Origin of the sequence: Actinospineispora acaciae DSM 45401, from assembly GCF_000620785.1 — a bacterium.
GTDB classification, from domain to species: Bacteria; Actinomycetota; Actinomycetes; order Mycobacteriales; family Pseudonocardiaceae; genus Pseudonocardia; species Pseudonocardia acaciae.
Genome location: NZ_JIAI01000028.1, coordinates 39,397 through 56,305, shown reverse-complemented (window position 1 = coordinate 56,305; position 16,909 = coordinate 39,397). Strand labels below are relative to the sequence as shown.

At 73.0% G+C, this 16,909-nt stretch carries 17 protein-coding genes and 1 pseudogene; 9 read left to right on the top strand and 9 right to left on the bottom strand.

Features of this window, described 5'->3' with window-relative positions; genetic code table 11:
• Nucleotides 1-1,324 (top strand): ATP-dependent metallopeptidase FtsH/Yme1/Tma family protein (locus tag N912_RS58980; protein WP_156994408.1); only part of this gene is annotated, 1,324 nt, incomplete at its 5' end.
• Between the two features lie 45 nt (nt 1,325-1,369).
• On the opposite strand, the gene N912_RS0145890 is transcribed toward N912_RS58980, so the two are convergent.
• Nucleotides 1,370-2,266, bottom strand: coding sequence for a universal stress protein (locus N912_RS0145890; protein ID WP_028927720.1), 897 nt, complete (start codon nt 2,264-2,266; stop codon nt 1,370-1,372).
• A gap of 213 nt (nt 2,267-2,479) precedes the next feature.
• Here N912_RS0145890 and N912_RS0145885 point away from each other — a divergent pair, with 213 nt between their 5' ends.
• Nucleotides 2,480-2,983 carry a universal stress protein gene (locus N912_RS0145885; protein WP_028927719.1) on the top strand — a complete coding sequence of 168 codons (504 nt, stop codon included), beginning with the start codon at nt 2,480-2,482 and terminating at the stop codon, nt 2,981-2,983.
• A gap of 10 nt (nt 2,984-2,993) precedes the next feature.
• Here N912_RS0145885 and N912_RS0145880 read toward each other — a convergent pair whose 3' ends face one another.
• From N912_RS0145880 to N912_RS0145870, 3 genes are read right to left on the bottom strand one after another with little or no spacing between them, the layout of a single operon-like run.
• Nucleotides 2,994-5,663, bottom strand: a complete 2,670-nt coding sequence (locus N912_RS0145880; RefSeq protein ID WP_037070120.1) for a bifunctional acetate--CoA ligase family protein/GNAT family N-acetyltransferase — start codon at nt 5,661-5,663, stop codon at nt 2,994-2,996.
• 10 nt (nt 5,664-5,673) lie between these two features.
• Nucleotides 5,674-6,288, bottom strand: a complete 615-nt coding sequence (locus tag N912_RS58975; RefSeq protein ID WP_084211988.1) for a CBS domain-containing protein — start codon at nt 6,286-6,288, stop codon at nt 5,674-5,676.
• A complete protein-coding gene (locus tag N912_RS0145870) occupies nt 6,285-7,175 on the bottom strand; it encodes a universal stress protein (protein ID WP_028927717.1) in 891 nt (296 codons plus the stop codon). Before N912_RS0145870 ends, N912_RS58975 begins: the two co-directional genes overlap by 4 nt.
• Before the next feature lie 232 nt (nt 7,176-7,407).
• On the opposite strand from N912_RS0145870, the gene N912_RS0145865 reads away from it, so the two are divergent.
• The 4 genes from N912_RS0145865 to N912_RS58965 all read left to right on the top strand — a co-directional run bounded on the left by N912_RS0145865 (nt 7,408) and on the right by N912_RS58965 (nt 9,970).
• On the top strand, nt 7,408-7,713 hold the full coding sequence (locus N912_RS0145865) for an ABC transporter permease (RefSeq protein ID WP_028927716.1): 306 nt from the start codon (nt 7,408-7,410) through the stop codon (nt 7,711-7,713).
• A complete protein-coding gene (locus N912_RS0145860) occupies nt 7,710-8,483 on the top strand; it encodes an ABC transporter permease (protein ID WP_169748074.1) in 774 nt (257 codons plus the stop codon). The genes N912_RS0145865 and N912_RS0145860 overlap by 4 nt, the downstream gene beginning before the upstream one ends.
• Before the next feature lie 26 nt (nt 8,484-8,509).
• On the top strand, nt 8,510-9,223 hold the full coding sequence (locus N912_RS58970; RefSeq protein ID WP_037070116.1) for an ABC transporter ATP-binding protein: 714 nt from the start codon (nt 8,510-8,512) through the stop codon (nt 9,221-9,223).
• Between the two features lie 387 nt (nt 9,224-9,610).
• On the top strand, nt 9,611-9,970 hold the full coding sequence (locus N912_RS58965; protein WP_037070114.1) for a hypothetical protein: 360 nt from the start codon (nt 9,611-9,613) through the stop codon (nt 9,968-9,970).
• Between the two features lie 35 nt (nt 9,971-10,005).
• Here N912_RS58965 and N912_RS64260 read toward each other — a convergent pair whose 3' ends face one another.
• Nucleotides 10,006-10,533 (bottom strand): Rv1733c family protein, encoded by a 528-nt coding sequence (locus N912_RS64260; RefSeq protein WP_051581731.1) that lies wholly within the window; start codon nt 10,531-10,533, stop codon nt 10,006-10,008.
• Between the two features lie 331 nt (nt 10,534-10,864).
• Here N912_RS64260 and N912_RS0145840 point away from each other — a divergent pair, with 331 nt between their 5' ends.
• From N912_RS0145840 to N912_RS0145830, 3 genes are read left to right on the top strand one after another with little or no spacing between them, the layout of a single operon-like run.
• Nucleotides 10,865-12,289, top strand: coding sequence for an amino acid permease (locus tag N912_RS0145840; protein ID WP_037070113.1), 1,425 nt, complete (start codon nt 10,865-10,867; stop codon nt 12,287-12,289).
• On the top strand, nt 12,286-13,512 hold the full coding sequence (locus tag N912_RS0145835) for an arginine deiminase (protein ID WP_028927712.1): 1,227 nt from the start codon (nt 12,286-12,288) through the stop codon (nt 13,510-13,512). Before N912_RS0145840 ends, N912_RS0145835 begins: the two co-directional genes overlap by 4 nt.
• Nucleotides 13,509-14,426, top strand: a complete 918-nt coding sequence (locus N912_RS0145830; protein ID WP_028927711.1) for a carbamate kinase — start codon at nt 13,509-13,511, stop codon at nt 14,424-14,426. The genes N912_RS0145835 and N912_RS0145830 overlap by 4 nt, the downstream gene beginning before the upstream one ends.
• A 52-nt stretch (nt 14,427-14,478) precedes the next feature.
• Here N912_RS0145830 and N912_RS66690 read toward each other — a convergent pair whose 3' ends face one another.
• From N912_RS66690 to N912_RS0145815, 4 genes and pseudogenes are all read right to left on the bottom strand, one after another.
• Nucleotides 14,479-14,817, bottom strand: coding sequence for a CBS domain-containing protein (locus N912_RS66690; RefSeq protein ID WP_342670911.1), 339 nt, complete (start codon nt 14,815-14,817; stop codon nt 14,479-14,481).
• Nucleotides 14,794-14,898, bottom strand: a pseudogene (locus N912_RS66685) (CBS domain-containing protein); the annotation flags it as partial. The pseudogene N912_RS66685 and the gene N912_RS66690, both read right to left, overlap by 24 nt.
• 12 nt (nt 14,899-14,910) lie before the next feature.
• The gene (locus N912_RS61360; RefSeq protein ID WP_028927710.1) at nt 14,911-15,621 is read right to left on the bottom strand and encodes a hypothetical protein; all 711 of its coding nucleotides are present in this window, start codon (nt 15,619-15,621) and stop codon (nt 14,911-14,913) included.
• A 182-nt stretch (nt 15,622-15,803) separates the two neighbouring features.
• The gene (locus N912_RS0145815; RefSeq protein WP_028927709.1) at nt 15,804-16,694 is read right to left on the bottom strand and encodes a universal stress protein; all 891 of its coding nucleotides are present in this window, start codon (nt 16,692-16,694) and stop codon (nt 15,804-15,806) included.
• Between the last annotated feature and the right edge of the window lie 215 nt (nt 16,695-16,909).

Below are 16,909 nucleotides of genomic sequence, written 5' to 3'. Positions count from 1 at the left end.
GACCCTGCTGGCCCGCGCCGTGGCCGGGGAGGCCGACGTGCCGTTCTTCTCCGTCGTCGGGTCCAGCTTCGTGGAGATGTACGTCGGCGTCGGCGCCGCCCGGGTCCGCGACCTGTTCGCCGAGGCCCGCAAGCGCGCCCCCGCGATCGTGTTCGTCGACGAGCTCGACGCCATCGGCGCCCGCCGCGCCGGCACCCACGCCATGGTCTCCAACGACGAACGCGAACAGACCCTCAACCAGCTGCTCGCCGAGATGGACGGCTTCGACCCCGGAGAAGGCATCGTCGTCCTCGCCGCCACCAACCGCCCCGAGGTCCTCGACCCCGCGCTGATGCGACCCGGCCGCTTCGACCGCCAGGTCACCATCCCGCTGCCCACCCAGACCGAACGCGCCGCCATCCTCGCCGTGCACTGCCGCCACAAGCACCTCGACCCCGGCGTCGACCTGGCCGTCGTCGCCCGCGCCACCCCCGGCTTCTCCGGCGCCGACCTGGCCAACCTCGCCAACGAGGCCGCCATCAACGCCGTCCGCAACAACCGCGACACCCTCACCGCCACCGACTTCGACACCGCCCGCGACCGCATCCTGCTCGGCCGCCGCGAAGGCACCAACGTCCTGCTCCCGGCCGAGAAACACGCCGTCGCCGTCCACGAGGCCGGCCACGCCCTGGTCGCCGCCCTCTGCCCACACGCCGACCCGGTCGCCAAGGTCACCATCCTGCCCGCCGGCCAGACCCTCGGCGCCACCGAACAACTCCCCCTGGTCGAACGACACCTCTACGGCCAGGACTACCTGCTCGACTCCCTCACCGTCCGCCTCGGCGGCCGGGCCGCCGAGCTGGTCATCCTCGGCCAAGGCTCCACCGGCGCCGCCAACGACCTCGCCCAAGCCACCGAACTGGCCACCAAGATGGTCCGCGAGTTCGGCCTCTCCCAGCGCATCGGACCCGTCGGCTACCCCCGAGGCGGCTCGGTGTTCCTCGGCACCAGCGGCCCCGACCTGTCCAGCCGCCCCTACGCCGAAGCCACCCAGGCCGCCATCGACACCGAGGTCGCCCGCCTGCTCCGCGAGGCCGAGCAACGCGCCACCGACCTGCTCACCACCCACCGAGCCCAGCTCGAACGGCTCAGCGCGCTGCTGCTCGAGCACGAGACGATCGACGGCTCGCTCGTCTACCGGCTCGCCGGTACCGCCCAGCCCATCGACCAATCCGGCGCGGCCACCGTCGCACCACGCCGCGCCGCGCGGCCACCGGCCACCACCCCGGCCGCCCCGGCCGCGCCAGCGGCGCGGCACGCGGCCACCTCGGGCAGCCGGGACTGACGTCCGCCGGTCCCGGGCAAGGGCGCGCCAGCGGGTGGGGTGCCGTCAGGCGGGCTCGGCGATGTCGGCGCGGACCACGGCGACGGGGCAGCGCGCACGGTGCAGCACGGCGTGGCTGACCGAACCGAGCACCAGCGCGGGCAGCCGTCCGCGCCCCCGCGAGCCGACCACCAGCAGCCCCGCCCCGGCCGCCTGTTCGAGCAGCGCGTGCGCCGGCCGGTCCCGCGCCACCACCCGCCGCACCTCGACGTCTGGGAACTTCTCCGCCCACCCGGCCAGCCGCTCGGCCAACACCTCCCGCTCGCCGGCCTCGATCGCCTCCCAGTCCATCACCGGCGCCACCTCGGGGTCGAACAGCAGGTCCGACCAGGCGTGCACGGCCACCAGCGGGGCGTGACGAACCGACGCGGCCTCGAACGCGAACGCCACCGCGGCCTCGCTGTGCGACGAGCCGTCCACGCCGACCACCACCGGTGCGTCCGCTGGCACTGGCTCGTCCCGCGGCTCCGGAACGACGATGACCGGGCAGGCCGCGTGGACCGCCATCGACACCGCGACCGACCCGACCAGCAGCCCGAGCACGCCGCCCGCGCCGCGACCGCCCACCACGAGCAGCGCCGCCCGCTCGGACTCCGCACGCAGCACCCGCGCCGGGTATCCGGCCACGACCTCCCCGTCGACCCGGACCCCCGGCGCGGTCTCCCTGGCCACCGTCGCGGCCTGGTCGACCTGGTCGCGCATGGTGCTCAGCAGCATCGCCCGGTAGTCCCGGGTCGCGATCACCTCGTCCATCGGCATGGTGTCCGACCAGGCGAACGCCTCCACCAGCCGCACCCCCAACCCACGACGACGCGCCTCCTCGGCGGCCCATCGGACCGCCGACAACGCCACCGGCGAACCATCGACGCCGACCACAACCGGACGCCCCACCCGAGACGGCATGGCCTTCCTCCCTGTCCCCGCAAACGCACTTCGGTCCGCCAGCGTCGCGGCCGAGCCGGGCGGTGAACAGCGGCTCACGGCCCCAACCGCGAGGACTTTCGGCCCCGCCGAGGAACCGCTCGCGTCGGTGCGGTCGCGGTACTGCCGTACGTCCATCGCGCTCGGTGTCTTCCGAATCTGGCCGTGGCGACCCGCGCGCGGTCGAATGTGCCCATGACCGAGGATCTCGGATGCGGACGACGGGCGGGCGTCGTCGTGGTCGGCGTCGATGGGTCGCTGTCGTCGAGGGCCGCGCTGCGGCACGCGATCGGCGAAGCGCAGCTGCGGGCCGCGACGCTGCGGGTGGTCAGCGCCTACGAACCTCCGGAGCTGTGGGCGCTCGCCTATGGGGAACCGCTCCCGAGCAGGCCGTCCGGGGTGGCGGACGCCGTGCGGGCGGAGACCCGACGGATGATCGACGACGCGCTCGACGGTGACCGGGCCGCGCCCGAGGTCGAGCTGGTCATCAGCCCGGGAGAGGCGGGGCCGGTGCTCGTCGGTGCGTCACGCGACGCGGACCTGCTGGTTGTCGGCAGCCGCGGACGGGGCTGCACCAGGATGCCGCTCGGCTCGGTGGCGCTGCACTGTGTGCTGCACGCGCGCTGCCCGGTGACCGTGGTGCGGCCGACCAGCGCCGCCGGCGAGCGGCCAGCGGACGCGCTCGCGGCCCAGGGTTGACCGGAGCGGCTCAGGTGGGCAGGCCGCGCAGCCAGGGTTCGGCCGGCCGGGCCGGCGCCAGCCGTACCCGTATGTCCACGGCCGAGGCGCCGGTCGGGCCGGCCAGCAGCGGGTTGATCTCCGTCTCGGCCACCTCGGGTGCCCGGGTGGCCAGCCAGGCCAGTCGGCGCGCGGCGTCCCGCAGCTGGTCGCGGATGGCGGCGCCGCCCGCGCCGGCGAACAGGCGGGGCGCGACGCGCAGCCGGTCGAGCGTGGCGTCGAGTTCGGCCTCGGTGGCCGGCAGCAGGCAGTGTGCCCGGTCGCCGACCAGGTCGGTGGTGGTGCCGCCGAGCCCGATGGTCAGCAGCGGTCCGTACGGTGGATGGCTGGTGACCCCGACCAGCAGCTCGGCCCCGGGCGGCGCCATCGGCTGCACCACCACGCCGCGAAGCCGGCCGCCGAACCGGCGGCGCAGCTCCCGATAGGCCTGGCGCACTTCTCGGGCCGAGTCCAGGCCGGTCCAGACCCCGCCGGCTCGGCTCTTGTGCAGCAGGTCCGACGCGTCCGCCTTGAGCGCGACCGGCCCGCCGGCCTGGCGGCACGCCCGCACGGCCGCGCCGCACGTAGTGGCGATCTCGACCGGCGCGACGGGCAGCCCTGCCGAGCCGAGCAGCTGCACCGCGGCCAGCGGCGGCAGCCACTCGACATCCGGATGGGCGGCCACGACCCGGCGAGCGGCTTCGGGGTCGACGCCCGCGGGCACGTGCATCGGCCGGTCCGCGGTGGCCAGCCAGCGGGCCCTGCGCACCGCCAGCGACAGGGCACGGGCGGCGGTGGACGGATCGGCGAAGACGGCGGCCGAGCCAGGCGTGGGCAGTTCCACGGCGCTGGCCTGCCCGAGGCGTACGGCCACCAGCGGCGTGCCGGCCGACCGGGTGTCGAGCGCCGCGAGCTCGGCCAGGGGGTCGCCGGCGCCGGTGCACACCCCGACGGCGAGCACGGCGTCCACGGCCGGGTCGGCGCGCAGCAGCTCGATGGCGCGGCGGAAGCTGGGGGCGGGCACGGTTGCGGTGGTGTCCACCGGGTTGGTGACCGAGGCGGCCGGCGGAAGCACGGCGCCCAGCGCGGCCCGGGTCGACGGGCTCAGCTCGGCCGGGCGCAGGCCGTGGCGGGTGCAGGCGTCCACCGCGAGCACCCCGCCGCCGCCCGCGTTGCTCACCACCGCGACCCGGTCGCCGCCGGGCACCGGCTGTCCGCACAGCACCGCGAGCCCCTCGCCCACCTCGGCCAGGCTGTCCACCGCGAGTACGCCGGCCCGCGCGAACAGCGCCTCCCGGACCACGCCGGGGGTGGCGGTGGCCGCGCTGTGCGAGGCCGCCGCGCGCCGCCCGACCTCGGAGGTCCCCGAGCGGACCGCGAGCACCGGCATCCGCCGCGCCAGCCGCCGCGCGATCGCGGCGAACTGCGCGGGCCGGCGCACCGACTCGACGTAGAGCACCGCCGCGCGGGTACGCCCGTCCGCGCCCCACCACAGCAGCATGTCGTCGCCGTTGACGTCGAGGGCGTCGCCCACCGACAGCGCGGTGGACACCCCGAGCCCGAGCCGGTCCAGTTCGGCGCTCAGCCCGATCACCACGCCTCCGGACTGCGCGGCGATCCCCACCCGCCCGGCGCCGGGGGTCCGGCCGAACGTGGCGGCCAGCCGCACCGAGCGATCGGTGTTGACCGCGCCCAGGCAGTTCGGGCCGACCACCCGCATCCCGTACCGCGCCGCGACGCCGGCCAGCCGCTCGGCCAGCTCACCGGTCACTCCCGAGGAGAGCACCAGCAGCGCACGGATCCCACGACGCCCGCAGTCCTCGGCCACCTCCGGCACGGCCGGGGCAGGTACGGCGAGAACGGCGAGATCGATCTCGCCGGGCAGCTCCGCCACCGACCGGTGACAGCCCAGCCCGGCCACCGAGGCCGCGCTCGGGTGCACCACGTGCACCGCACCGGCGAACCCGGCGTCGAGGATCGTGCGCAGCACCATCGTCCCGACCGAACCAGGCTTGCGGCCCGCGCCGACCACCACCAGCGAGCGAGGCGCCAGCACCGAGCGCAGGCTGGCCACGTCGGCCCGTTCCTGCCGGTAGAGCATCGAGTCCAGCAACCGCTGGTCGGCGAGCCCGTCCGTCACGTCCAGCTCGACGTGCTCCACGTCCCCATCCGGGCGCAGGCGGTGACCTAGGCCGCTGTCGCGGATGACGCGGAGCATCTCGTGGTTGACCGAGAGCACCTCCGCGCTCAGCCTGGTCACCCCCTCGGCCACCGCGACGGCCACCAGGTGCTCCAGCAGCAGCGAGGCCACCCCGCGATGCTGGGCGTCGTGCGCCACCGCGATCGCGATCTCCGGTGCCCGCCCCGCCGGCTCGCGGCGGTAGTGCGCGACACCGAGCAACCGGTCCCCGCGCAGCGCGCCGAGCGCGACGACGTCGTCGCGGACCACGAGGTCTGCCACGATGCCCGGGCTCGCCGCGGACACGGTGAAGAACCGCAGGTAGGCGTCGTTCGCGGGCAGGTCGCGGTGCAGCGCCTCGACCGCGGCCCGGTCGCCCGGCCCGAGGCGGCGCACCACGATCGCCGTCCCGTCGGCCAGTAGCGCCCGGTGCTCGAAGCGCGCGCCGGTGAGCCCGGCCTGGTCGCCGGTGGCGGACGTCATGGCGCGCCGGTCAGCCGGCCGGTTCGTCGACCGGGGAGGTCACGCTCGCCCGGGCCGCACCGGGCACCTGCTCGGCGAGCACTCGGGCGGTGTGCCAGTCCTCGGGGCGGGCCATCCGGTCGATGAGCGTCACCACCCCGTCCCGGGCGGTCACGGTGAACCGGCCGAGGGAGAACACCGACTCCAGCCGGGCGCGCGCCGCCGCGGCGATCCTCCCGTCCTCGCGTGCCACGGTCCGCAGCAGGTCGCGGTAGGTCACCACGCCGACGACCAGCCCGTCGCGGCAGACCGGCACCGCACGCACCCGAGCCAGCCGCATCCGCTCGATCAGCTCGTGCACGTCGTCGCGGACGGCCGCGGTAAGCACCTCGCGGGTCATCACCTCCGCGATCGTGAGCGCCGGCAACGCCTCGACAAGTGTTACGCCGAGCCGGGCCTCGGCCGGGAACCGGTCGCGCACGAGGTCGCCCTCGCTGACGATCCCGACCAGCCGTAAGTCCGCGTCCACCACCGGCAACACGGTGAACCCCCGGGCGGCCAGCAACCCCGCGGCCTGCTTGACCGAGGTCGCCGCCGTGACCGTCACCGCCGGCGTGCTCATGGCCTGCTCGACACGCATGCTCATCCCTCCCCGTGGCCTGTCGCCGGGCGGGCGATGATGACCGGGCAGCTCGCGTGCTGGATCAGCGCGCGGCTGACCGAGCCGAGCAGCATGCCGGCGAACCCACCCCGGCCCCGGCTGCCGACCACCAGCACGGACGCCCCGGCGCTGTGCTCCAACAGGGCCGGTGTCGGGCGGCAGCGAGCCACCACCCGTCGCACCTCGACGTCGGGGTACTTCTCGGCCCAGCCGGCCAACCGCTCGGCCAGCACCTCGCGCTCGCGCGCCTCGACCTCCTCCCAGCGCTCGGCCAGCCGCCGGGCGGCGCGGTACTCCGCGTCGGAGTCGAACCCGTTCCAGGCGTGCACCGCGAGCAACGGGACACCCCGCAGCGAGGCCTCCTCGAACGCGATCGCGACAGCATCCTCGCTGGCCGGCGAGCCGTCCACACCGACAACGACCGGCCCCTCGGCCACCGTCTCCGGGCCATGCACCACGGCCACCGGGCAGCGGCCATGGGCGGCCAGCGCGACGGCCGTCGAACCGGCGAGCATCCCGGCCAACCCGCCCGCGCCGCTGGACCCGAGCACAACCAGCCCCGCCCGCTCGGACCGCACGAGGAGCATCTGCACCGGATGCGCCGCCTCGACCTCCACCTCGACACCCAGCCCCGGATGAGCCTGACCGATCTCGGCCTTCGCCGCGAGCAGCCACTGCCTGCCCTCGTCCTCCAGCGCCTCGAACAGGCCCTGCGGCGGGATATATCCGGCGCCGGCCGTGTACGGGGCCACGTTCACCGCATGCACCAGGCGCAGCGGAACCGACCGCCGTACCGCCTCCGCCGCCGCCCACCACGCCGCCCACCTACCGGGCTCCGACCCGTCCAGGCCCGCGACGATCGGCCTACTCACCCACCTGCTCACCGGTGTACCTCCCAGACTCCGCGTCACCGGGCAACGCTAGGTACACCCGCCGCCGGCCCACAGCGGCCGTTGGTCCCCACCCCCCGGGCACACCGGCACTCACCGGGCAGCGGGGTCCGATGGCCGTCGCGGTGAGGGCCTTCGCCACCTGTGCCCACCGCCGGCCCACGACCAGGCTCGGTCAACAGCCGCGCGCCATGAGACGACAGGGGGAGCGGCCGTGGACCTCCGGGATGCGTTTCGGACCGCCATGCGGTCGCTGCGGACCAACCGCCTTCGCTCCGCCCTGACCACGCTGGGCATCGTGATCGGGATCGCCGCCGTGATCCTGGGCGTGGCGCTGGGCAACGGCGTGCAGGCCTACTTCGACTCCCTGGTCGGCCCGCTGACCACGCAGATCATCGTGACCAAGTCCACCGGCCACGTCGCCGGCGCGACCCAGGTGCACAACCTCGCCGACGCCGACGTCGACGAGCTGCGCAACCCGGCCAACGCGCCCGACATCGTGTCGGTGACCCGGTGGTGACCGGCAGCGCCGTGCTGCGCGTGCGCGAGGACCAGCGCCGGGTGACCGTCGTCGGCGCGCCACCCGACTACCTCGCCGCCGCCAACCGGCAGCTGTCGGCCGGCAGGTTCGTGGGCTCCGCCCAGTCCGGCCCCACCGCCAGGGAGATCGTGCTCGGCCCAACCCCGGTCGCCGAGCTGTTCGGCAACGACAACGTGGTCAACCAGATCATCGTGCGGGCCAGCGGGACGGCCACCGTGCCCGCCGCGACCGCCCAGACCACCGCCGTGCTCGACCAGCGCCACCACGTCTACGACCCGTCACAACGCGACTTCGAGGTGCTCTCCCTGCAGACCCTGATCGAGCAGCGCGAGCAGTTCCTCGCCGCGCTCCGCGCGTTCATCGGCGCCATCGCCGCGATCGCACTGATCGTGGGCGGCATCGGCGTCGCCAACATCATGCTCGTCTCGGTCACCGAACGAACCCGCGAGACCGGCCTACGCAAGGCGCTCGGCGCCACCCGGCACGAGGTGCTGCGCCAGTTCCTCATCGAGTCCAGCATGCTCTCCGCCACCGGCGGCCTGGCCGGCATGCTGCTCGGCATCGGCCTGACCGAGGCGGCCGCCTTCGCGATCCCGCGCGTCACCGCCAACTTCCCGCCACCGACCGTCTCACCGACGGCGGTGGTGCTCAGCGTCGCCATCAGCGCCCTGATCGGCGTCGCGGCCGGCAGCTACCCGGCCGGGCGCGCGGCACGCATGCGCCCGGTCGACGCCCTGCGCTTTCAGTAGCCACCCCACGAACCCCGGAGGCCGGGATGATCGAACTGGGACACGTCACGAAGGTCTACCGGATGGGCGCCGTCGAGTTGCGCGCCCTCGACGACGTCACCCTCACCATCGGCGACCGCGAGATGGTCGCCATCATGGGCGCGTCCGGCTCCGGCAAGTCCACCCTGATGAACATCCTCGGCTGCCTGGACGCCCCCACCGAGGGCCACTACCGCCTCGACGGCACCGACGTCTCCCACCTCTCCGACGCCGAGCTGGCCCACGTCCGCAACCACAAGATCGGCTTTGTGTTCCAGTCGTTCAACCTGCTCCCCCGCACCAGCGCGATCCGCAACGTCGAGCTGCCCCTCATCTACGGCCGGGTCCCCGACCGGCGCGCCAAGGCCCGCGCCGCCCTGGCCCGGGTGGGCCTGGCCGACCGCGAGAAGCACCTGCCCACCGAGCTGTCCGGCGGCCAACAACAACGCGTCGCCATCGCCCGCGCCCTGGTCACCGACCCCACCCTGCTGCTGGCCGACGAACCCACCGGCAACCTCGACACCGCCGCCAGCATCGACATCGTCAAGATCCTGGTCGAGCTCAACGACGCCGGCCACACCGTCGTCATCATCACCCACGAGCCGGACATCGCCGCGTTCACCGAACGGATCATCGAGCTGCGCGACGGCCGAGTCGTCAGCGACCGCCCCGTCCGCGACAGGACTCCCGCCGGCGCACGGCACGCCCTCAACACGTCTTGAAGGCGCATGCCGCTGGCCCCTGCGCGCGACCTGAACCGATCCCATGGCCGGAACCGGGCCACCCCATCACAGAGTGTCCGAGATCCTCGGAACCGCCCGCCTCGGAAACAACCCGTGTGCTTGAGCCAGGTCTCAAGTTAATCCCTGGGAGGAGCCAACCTACGCGGCGAGCATCCTCTTCAACACATCTCCGCCAGCAGACCGCTGACAGAAGTTCTGAGAGGCCAGAATTCCATGAACATTGGCGCTAGTGCGATCACGGCCATCGTCACCCTACTCGGTGTGACGCTTGGAGGTTGGCTGTCGCTCCGCGGGCAAGAACGTTCGTGGCGCCGTGACCACGCCCGCCAATGGCGAGACATTCGACTGGCAGCCTACGGCGACTTCTTGTCTGCCTACCGCCAGTTCATAGCCTTCACCCTCGAGCCGACAGCGAACATCACGATCGCGCCGCACCCGCGAAAGACAGGCGAGTCAATGCCGTTCTTTGACGAGACCGGCAGACCTTACCGGGAGAATCTCGAGTCCGCGATGATGGCCATCAGGCTCGTCTCGGACCTCCCCGAGACCGTGGTCGCTCACAGGAACCTTGTGACGCTGGCCCGCCGCGTCGCCTCCGCTCGGGGCACATCCACCGAGCGCGAGATCCCATCAGAGCTCTTCGTCGATCTGTGGAAGGCCGAGCAAGAATTCGTGACAGCCGCACGACGAGAGATGGACTTGCCTGACATTTACACGCCGACCTGACTTAGTGCGGAGGAAGGCTCACGTGGCAGGCGCGCTCACAGGTAGCGGCCGCGCCAGGACGGCTCCACCTGTGCCCAGTCGCGTTCCCAGCGGGCGCGGTTGCGGGCCAGGGTCCAGCATCGGGTGCCCTTCCACAGCACGGTGGCCAGCAGGGCGGCTCCGGTGAGCAGCGCGGCGGCGAGGCCGAAGCCGGCGATGAGGGCATCGGCCTCTCCCGCCGGCTGGGGCACGATGTGGTGCGAACGGTCGACCCAGATGCGAACCGGGGTGCCCGCGCTCTGGCCGCCGGGCGCCTGCGTCTGCCCGGTCCGCTCGACGCCGTCGGCCTCGGTCCACCGGACCGGGGCGGTGACGGTGGACTCCCCGGCCCGAGGGCGCGGGGTGTCCTGGGCGAGCACGGCGACGATGGGGGTACGGGCGGCGGCCTGGGCGCGGGCCAGTTCCAGCACGCTCCCGTACGCGTTGACCCCGGCGAGCGCGGCGACGACGGCCGCCACCAACAGCGCGAAGGCCAGCACCGAGGCGACGACGTCCTCGACCCGGTCGGTGGGCCGCTTCGGCATGCGGCCCGTTCCCTCGGCCCCGTTTCGCGGTGGCCGACGGGGTCGCTGGTCGGGTTGCATCACGCACCGTCCAATCCCGCCTTGTGGTCCTGATGGGGAACGCTGCCAGCGCACCACCCGTCGCCCTAGCGGCCGAATGCTCTTTTCGAGGGGCCCAACGCCATGTCCGGAATAGACGCGCCCGCCTTTCGGCCGAACGTTCCGCGTGTCGTTACGTTCGGCTTTCCGTGTAGGGCCGATCGACCCTGCCCGTGTGCGCCCGGCCGGCGGAATTCTGGATTTCCATTCGGATGACATGGAGGGCGTCCGCGCCCCGGAGAAAGGACCACTGATGTCCAGCGCCTCGGATCGTCCACCGGAGCAACCCGACCGCGCCCTGCGGCCCGTCGACGCCAAGGCGCGCGCCCTCGGCGTGACCTCGGCGACCGGGCTGGTCATCGGCAGCGTCATCGGCACCGGCGTGTTCACCATGCCCGCCGTGCTGGCCGGCGCCGGCACCAGCTCGCTGGTCGTGCTGGCCGTCGTCGCGGTGGGCGCGACCCTGCTCGCGGTCTTGTTCGGCCAGCTCACCAGGAGGGTGCCGAACACCGACGGCGGCCTGTACGCCTACGCCCGCCACGAGCTGGGCGAGTTCGCCGGCTTCCTCACCGGCTGGTGCTACTGGATCAGCGCGTGGGCCGGCAACGCCGCGATCGTCTCCTCCTGGGTGCTCTACGTCGACTCGCTGTTCGGGTTGGAGAACCCGTCGGGCTGGGTGAACTGGGGCATCGCGCTGGTCGGGCTGTGGGTGCCGGCGGTGGTCAACCTGGTCGGGGTGCGCCAGATGGCGTGGGTGGAGAACCTCACGGTGGTGCTGAAGTTCCTGCCGCTGCTGTTCGTCGCGGTCGTCGGCTGGTTCTTCGTCGCGGGGGCGAACTTCGGCTCGTTCAACGCCACCGGCGCCAGCCTCTACAGCGCGATCGGTATCGCCGCCGGCGTTGCGCTGTTCTCGTTCATCGGCGTCGAGGTGGCCGCCATCACCGCGAAACGGGTCCGCGACCCGGGCCGCAACGTCGGTCGCGCCTCGGTGCTCGGCACGGCGGCCAGCGCGGTGCTCTACGTGCTGGTCTCGGCCGCCGTGATGGGCCTGGTGCCGCACGACACGCTGGTCGCCTCCGGCACGCCGTTCGTGCCCGCCTTCGAGGCGGTCCTGGGCGGCGCGGCCTGGGCCGGCAAGCTCGTCGCCGCGCTGGCGGTGGTGTCCGGGCTCGGGGCGCTCAACGGCTGGACCCTGGTCACCGCCGAGGTGTCCAGGGCCGCCGCCGACGACGGCCTGTTCCCCCCGGCGTTCGCCTGGACCGACCGCAGGAACACAGCCTGGTTCGCCGTACTGGCCGCCGCGGTGCTGCCCTCGGCGCTGATGCTCTGGCGCTACACCGCCAGCTCGGGGCTGACCGTGTTCACCTACCTGGTCAACCTGTCGGTGGTCACCGTCGCCATCCCGTACCTGTTCTCCGCCTGCGCGCAGCTCACCTACCTGCTCTCGCCCAGGCGCCGGGTCAACGGATGGGCGCTGGGCCGCGACCTGGCGGTCACCGCGCTCGCCGCGCTGTTCGCCCTGTGGGTGACCTTCGCCGCCGGCTACGCGGCGGTCTACCAGGCGATGGTGCTCGTCCTGACCGGCGTCGTGCTCTACGCGTTCGTCGCCGCGCACCGCGAGCAGGCCGGCCAACGCCCCAAGGACACCACCGACTCGACATGGGAGCAAGCAGCATGAGTAGCCCGATGTACGCCGTGTCCTCGGAGGTCGGCCGGCTGCGCCGGGTCATCGTGCACCGGCCCGGGCTGGAGCTGACCCGGCTCACCCCCGCGAACGTCCAGGGGCTGCTCTTCGACGACGTCATGTGGGCCAGCAAGGCCAAGCAGGAGCACGACGTGTTCGCCGAGGCACTGCGCGAGCACGGCGTCGACGTGCTCTACTCCGGCCAGCTGCTCACCGAGACCCTGGGGACCGCCCAGGGCCGCACCTTCCTGCTCGACCGTATCTGCACCCCCCAGCTCGTGGGCCCGGCCCTGGTCCGGCCGCTGCGCGCGCTGTTCGACGACCTCGACGCGCCCAGCCTGGCCGCCGCGCTGGTCGGCGGCGTGCTCAAGGCCGACCTGCGCCCCCTGCGGTCGGCCAGCCTGCGCTGGCAGACGCTGCACGCCGACGACTTCCTGCTCACCCCGCTGCCCAACCACCTCTACCCCCGCGACAGCTCGTGCTGGATCTACGGCGGGGTCTCGATCAACCCCATGGCCAAACCGGCCCGCCGGCGCGAGACGCTCCACACCACCGCGATCTACCGCTACCACCCCGCGTTCGCCGGCGCCGACTTCGTCACCTACGACGGCGGCGACCCCGGCCCCCAGCCGACCAGCATCGAGGGCGGCGACGTGCACGTCCTCGGCGGCGGAGCGGTCCTGGTCGGCATGGGCGAGCGCACCACGCCCATGGCCGTGGAGATCCTCGCCGCCGCGCTGTTCACCAGCGGCCAGGCGCACACCGTGATCGCCCTGGAACTGCCGCGCTCGCACGCGATGATGCACCTGGACACCGTGATGACCATGGTCGACCTGGCCAGCTTCGTGCTCTATCCCTACCTCGACCCGAGCCTGCGCTCCTGGACGCTCACCCCGGGCGGGCCTCCCGGCGAGCTCGACGTCACCCGCAACGGCGACCTGTGGGACGCCCTCGCCCGGGCGCTGCGGGTGGACCATGTCACCGTGCTGAGGACCGACGAGGACATCAGGGCCGCCGAGCGCGAGCAGTGGGACGACGGGAACAACTACCTCGCGGTGGCGCCCGGCGTGGTCGTCGGCTACGACCGCAACGTGGCCACCAACACCATGCTGCGCAAGAACGGCATCGAGGTGATCACCGTCCCCGGCAGCGAGCTGGGACGCGGCCGGGGCGGACCCCGCTGCATGACCTGCCCGATCGAACGAGACCCCGCGTGACCGCGCCGGGCACGCTGATCGTCGTCGCCCTCGGCGGCAACGCGCTGCTCGAACGCGGCGAGGCGCCCGAGTCGGACATCCAGCAGGCCCACGTGCGCCGCGCCGCGCAGGCCCTCGCCCCCCTGGCGCGGCGACACCGGCTTGTCATCACCCACGGCAACGGCCCGCAGGTCGGGATGCTCGCACTGGAGAGCGAGCACGACCCGGCGCTGCGCCGGCCCTACCCGTTCGACGCCCTCGGCGCCCAGACCCAGGGCATGATCGGCTACTGGCTGGTCGACGCCCTGCACAACGCCGCCGGCCTGGCCGCCGCCTGCCTGATCAGCCGCACCCTCGTCCGCACCGACGACCCCGCCTTCGAGCACCCGACCAAGTTCGTCGGCCCCGTCTACGACCAGGCCACCGCCCAGCGGCTCGCCGCCGAACGCGGCTGGCGGGTCCGCGCCGACGGCGCCGGATGGCGACGCGTCGTCGCCTCCCCCGAACCCGTCTCGCTGCTCGAGCTGGACCAGATCCGCCAGCTCATCAACCACGGCACCACCCCGGTCTGCGCCGGCGGGGGCGGCATCCCCGTCCGCGCCGACGACACCGGAGCGCTGCACGGCGTCGAGGCCGTCGTGGACAAAGACCTGACCTCCGCCCTGCTCGCCACCGAGCTCGGCGCGCACGCCCTGCTCCTGCTCACCGACGTCGACGCCGTCTACCGCGACTACGGCACACCCCGCCAGGCCCGCATCGCCCGAGCCAGCGCCCGCGACCTGTCCGCGCGGGACTTCCCCGCCGGCTCGATGCGCCCCAAGATCGAGGCCGCCCGCCGCTTCGCCACCGCCACCAGCTCACCCGCCGCGATCGGCCGCCTCGACGACGCCCACCACCTGCTCGACGGCCACACCGGAACCCTGGTCACACCATGACTCGCGTCCGGGCCGACCGTCCGCCGGACGGTCGGCCCGGATGCGCCGGCGGCTAGCTCTCGCCCCGCGCGCGTGGCTGGCCCTCCCCCGTCCGATGCACCCACGCGTCGCGCGAGGCCAGCTCCCTGCGCGCCACCGCCCGCGGCACGTCGCGCCGCCCGACGATCCCCACCATCCGGCCGTCCGCGACGATCGGCGCCGAACGGATCTTCACATCCAGCATCAACGCCACCACGTCAGCAAGATCGTCGTCGGCACGCATGCTGGTCGGCGACCGGGTCATCACCGCCGACACCGGCACCTCGTCCAGGTGCTCGCGCCCCTCGGCGACCCACCCCTCCGGCACCACCCGGCCTCGCGCTAGATCCGCCTCCGAGACGATCGCGACCACCCGCCCGTCGGCATCCCCCACCGGCGCCGCCGCGAAACCGTGCGAGACCAACAGCGCCGCTGCCGCGGGCACCGGAGTATCCGCTCGAACCGTTCACATTCCGGCACGCCGCCCTGCCGATCTGAGAGCTGCAAAAGCGGGATCGCTGGTGAGACCCCTACGCCCGTGGAGCGCCCAGCACAGGTACACGCAGATCGCCCGAACCGCAGATCCGTCCAGGCGCAGCGGGGCCACGCGCGCGTCGCGGAACTCCAGGACGACCTCCCATCTGTCCATATCTGGATACAGCGCGGAGATTTCCCTGTAGTAGAAGCTCAGCCATTGATGATCCGCTCTGCAGACGAGGCGCTGGTTGGTGAGCACTACCCGTGCTACCTGCACGTCACGCCACCGAAGCCCGGCCTCGGCTTCCGCGCGCTTGCGTGCGCGTGACGCCGCGAAATAGACGCCGATAAGCTCGGCCAAGCCGAGCCATCCCAAGAGTAGGATATTTCCCATCGGCTGATCATGTTCCAGCCCGTAGAGCCGACTGTACGTCGCACGAAACTCCAGACGGGCATTCTCCGCGTGACCCATGACGAGGCCGTCGACGTCCAGAGGCTTCAGGGCTCGGCCAGCCGTCAAATCATCGAACAGCGCCGCCGCCCGGTCAGCTCCTTCCTTTCGACCCGACCGCTTTCGCGCGTGTGCAATCGCGCGAGGAAGCACGGCAACCACAAGGAGGAGCAGGAAACCACCCAGGCCTGATTCCGTTCCAGCGATCATGATCAGGACGAGCGCTACGACGCCACCCGTGATCGTCACGGCCAGAAATGGCGATGCCCGAAGGAGCTGTCCCAATCTCCTCCCCGCCCAACAAAATCACGACGCTCGACTGATCTTCCCGGTGGGTGCCACCTCACCGGCCGCACTCATTGTCCCGACTCGGCAGGGACAGCGGCCCGGAACGGGAAAACAGGGACCTGCGCTCACCACGACACGCGGCGTCAGACCTGGTCGCCGTCCGGCCGGACCACGGCGACCGGGCACGGTGCGTGGTGCAGCAGCGAGTGGCTGACCGAGCCCAAGACCAACCCGGCGAGACCGCCCCGCCCATGCGAGCCGACCACCACCAGCTGGGCGTGCTCGGCCTCGGCCAGCAGGCGATGCGCGGGAGCGTCCCGGCTGACCACCCGTCGCACCGTCACGTCCGGGTACTTCTCCGCCCAGCCGGCGAGGCGCTCGGCCAGTACCTGCCGTTGCCAGTCCTCGATCGCGTCCCAGTCCAGCAGCGCGCCGAAGATCGGGTCGATGCGCTCCTGGCCCCAGGTGTGAACGGCCACCAACGGCACCGCCCGCGCCGAGGCGGCCTCGAAGGCGAATGCCAACGCCGCCTCGCTGCGCTCGGTGCCGTCGACCCCCACCACCACCGGCAGCGGCGAGTCCAGCGCCACCGGCGGCTCACCCCGCACCACCACCACCGGGCACGCGCCCCGAGCCGCCACCCCGACCGCCACCGACCCGACCAGCAGCCCGGTCACACCGCCCAGGCCGCGATCTCCGATCACCACCAAACGGGCACGCTTCGACTCCGCGACCAGCACCGGTATCGGATAACTGACGATCACCTGCTTGGCCACCTCGATACCGGGGGCGGCCTCGGTGGCCACCGAGGCGGCGGTCTCGAGCTGCTCGCGGGCCAGCCGCACGAACACGGTGCGGGCGTCCAACCCGAGCGTCACCTGACCGAAGTGGTGCTCGGGCCACGGGCAGGCGTTGACCAACCACAGCGGCACCCGCCAGCGGGCCGCCTCCGTTGCCGCCCACCGCACGGCTGCCAGGGCGGAGTCCGACCCGTCGACGCCGACCACGATGGTTCGGCCAGTCTGATACGCCATCACGCCTCCCGGTGTCCTTACCGACCAGGCTGCCGACACCGCTGGCTCGGCGGCAGCGGCGGACGTCCCAGTGACGTGGGTCCTTCGACCCCTCATCCCGGCGACTCCCATCGGCTCCGTTTCCGGACCCGACACCGGGACCTTCGCCCGGGCGGTCCGGGACCAGCGGCATCTGGGCTCCGCCGCCGGATACCGGTGCACTCGACGTCGAACCC

What these genes read in the sequence shown, in the direction of transcription:
- N912_RS0145890 (WP_028927720.1), bottom strand. Translation starts at nt 2,266, where the DNA reads ATGCCGTCTCGGGTGGGGCGTCCGGTTGTGGTCGGCGTCGATGGTTCG.
- N912_RS0145885 (WP_028927719.1), top strand. Translation starts at nt 2,480, where the DNA reads ATGACCGAGGATCTCGGATGCGGACGACGGGCGGGCGTCGTCGTGGTC.
- N912_RS0145880 (WP_037070120.1), bottom strand. Translation starts at nt 5,663, where the DNA reads ATGACGTCCGCCACCGGCGACCAGGCCGGGCTCACCGGCGCGCGCTTC.
- N912_RS58975 (WP_084211988.1), bottom strand. Translation starts at nt 6,288, where the DNA reads ATGAGCATGCGTGTCGAGCAGGCCATGAGCACGCCGGCGGTGACGGTC.
- N912_RS58970 (WP_037070116.1), top strand. Translation starts at nt 8,510, where the DNA reads ATGATCGAACTGGGACACGTCACGAAGGTCTACCGGATGGGCGCCGTC.
- N912_RS64260 (WP_051581731.1), bottom strand. Translation starts at nt 10,533, where the DNA reads ATGCCGAAGCGGCCCACCGACCGGGTCGAGGACGTCGTCGCCTCGGTG.
- N912_RS0145840 (WP_037070113.1), top strand. Translation starts at nt 10,865, where the DNA reads ATGTCCAGCGCCTCGGATCGTCCACCGGAGCAACCCGACCGCGCCCTG.
- N912_RS0145835 (WP_028927712.1), top strand. Translation starts at nt 12,286, where the DNA reads ATGAGTAGCCCGATGTACGCCGTGTCCTCGGAGGTCGGCCGGCTGCGC.
- N912_RS0145815 (WP_028927709.1), bottom strand. Translation starts at nt 16,694, where the DNA reads ATGGCGTATCAGACTGGCCGAACCATCGTGGTCGGCGTCGACGGGTCG.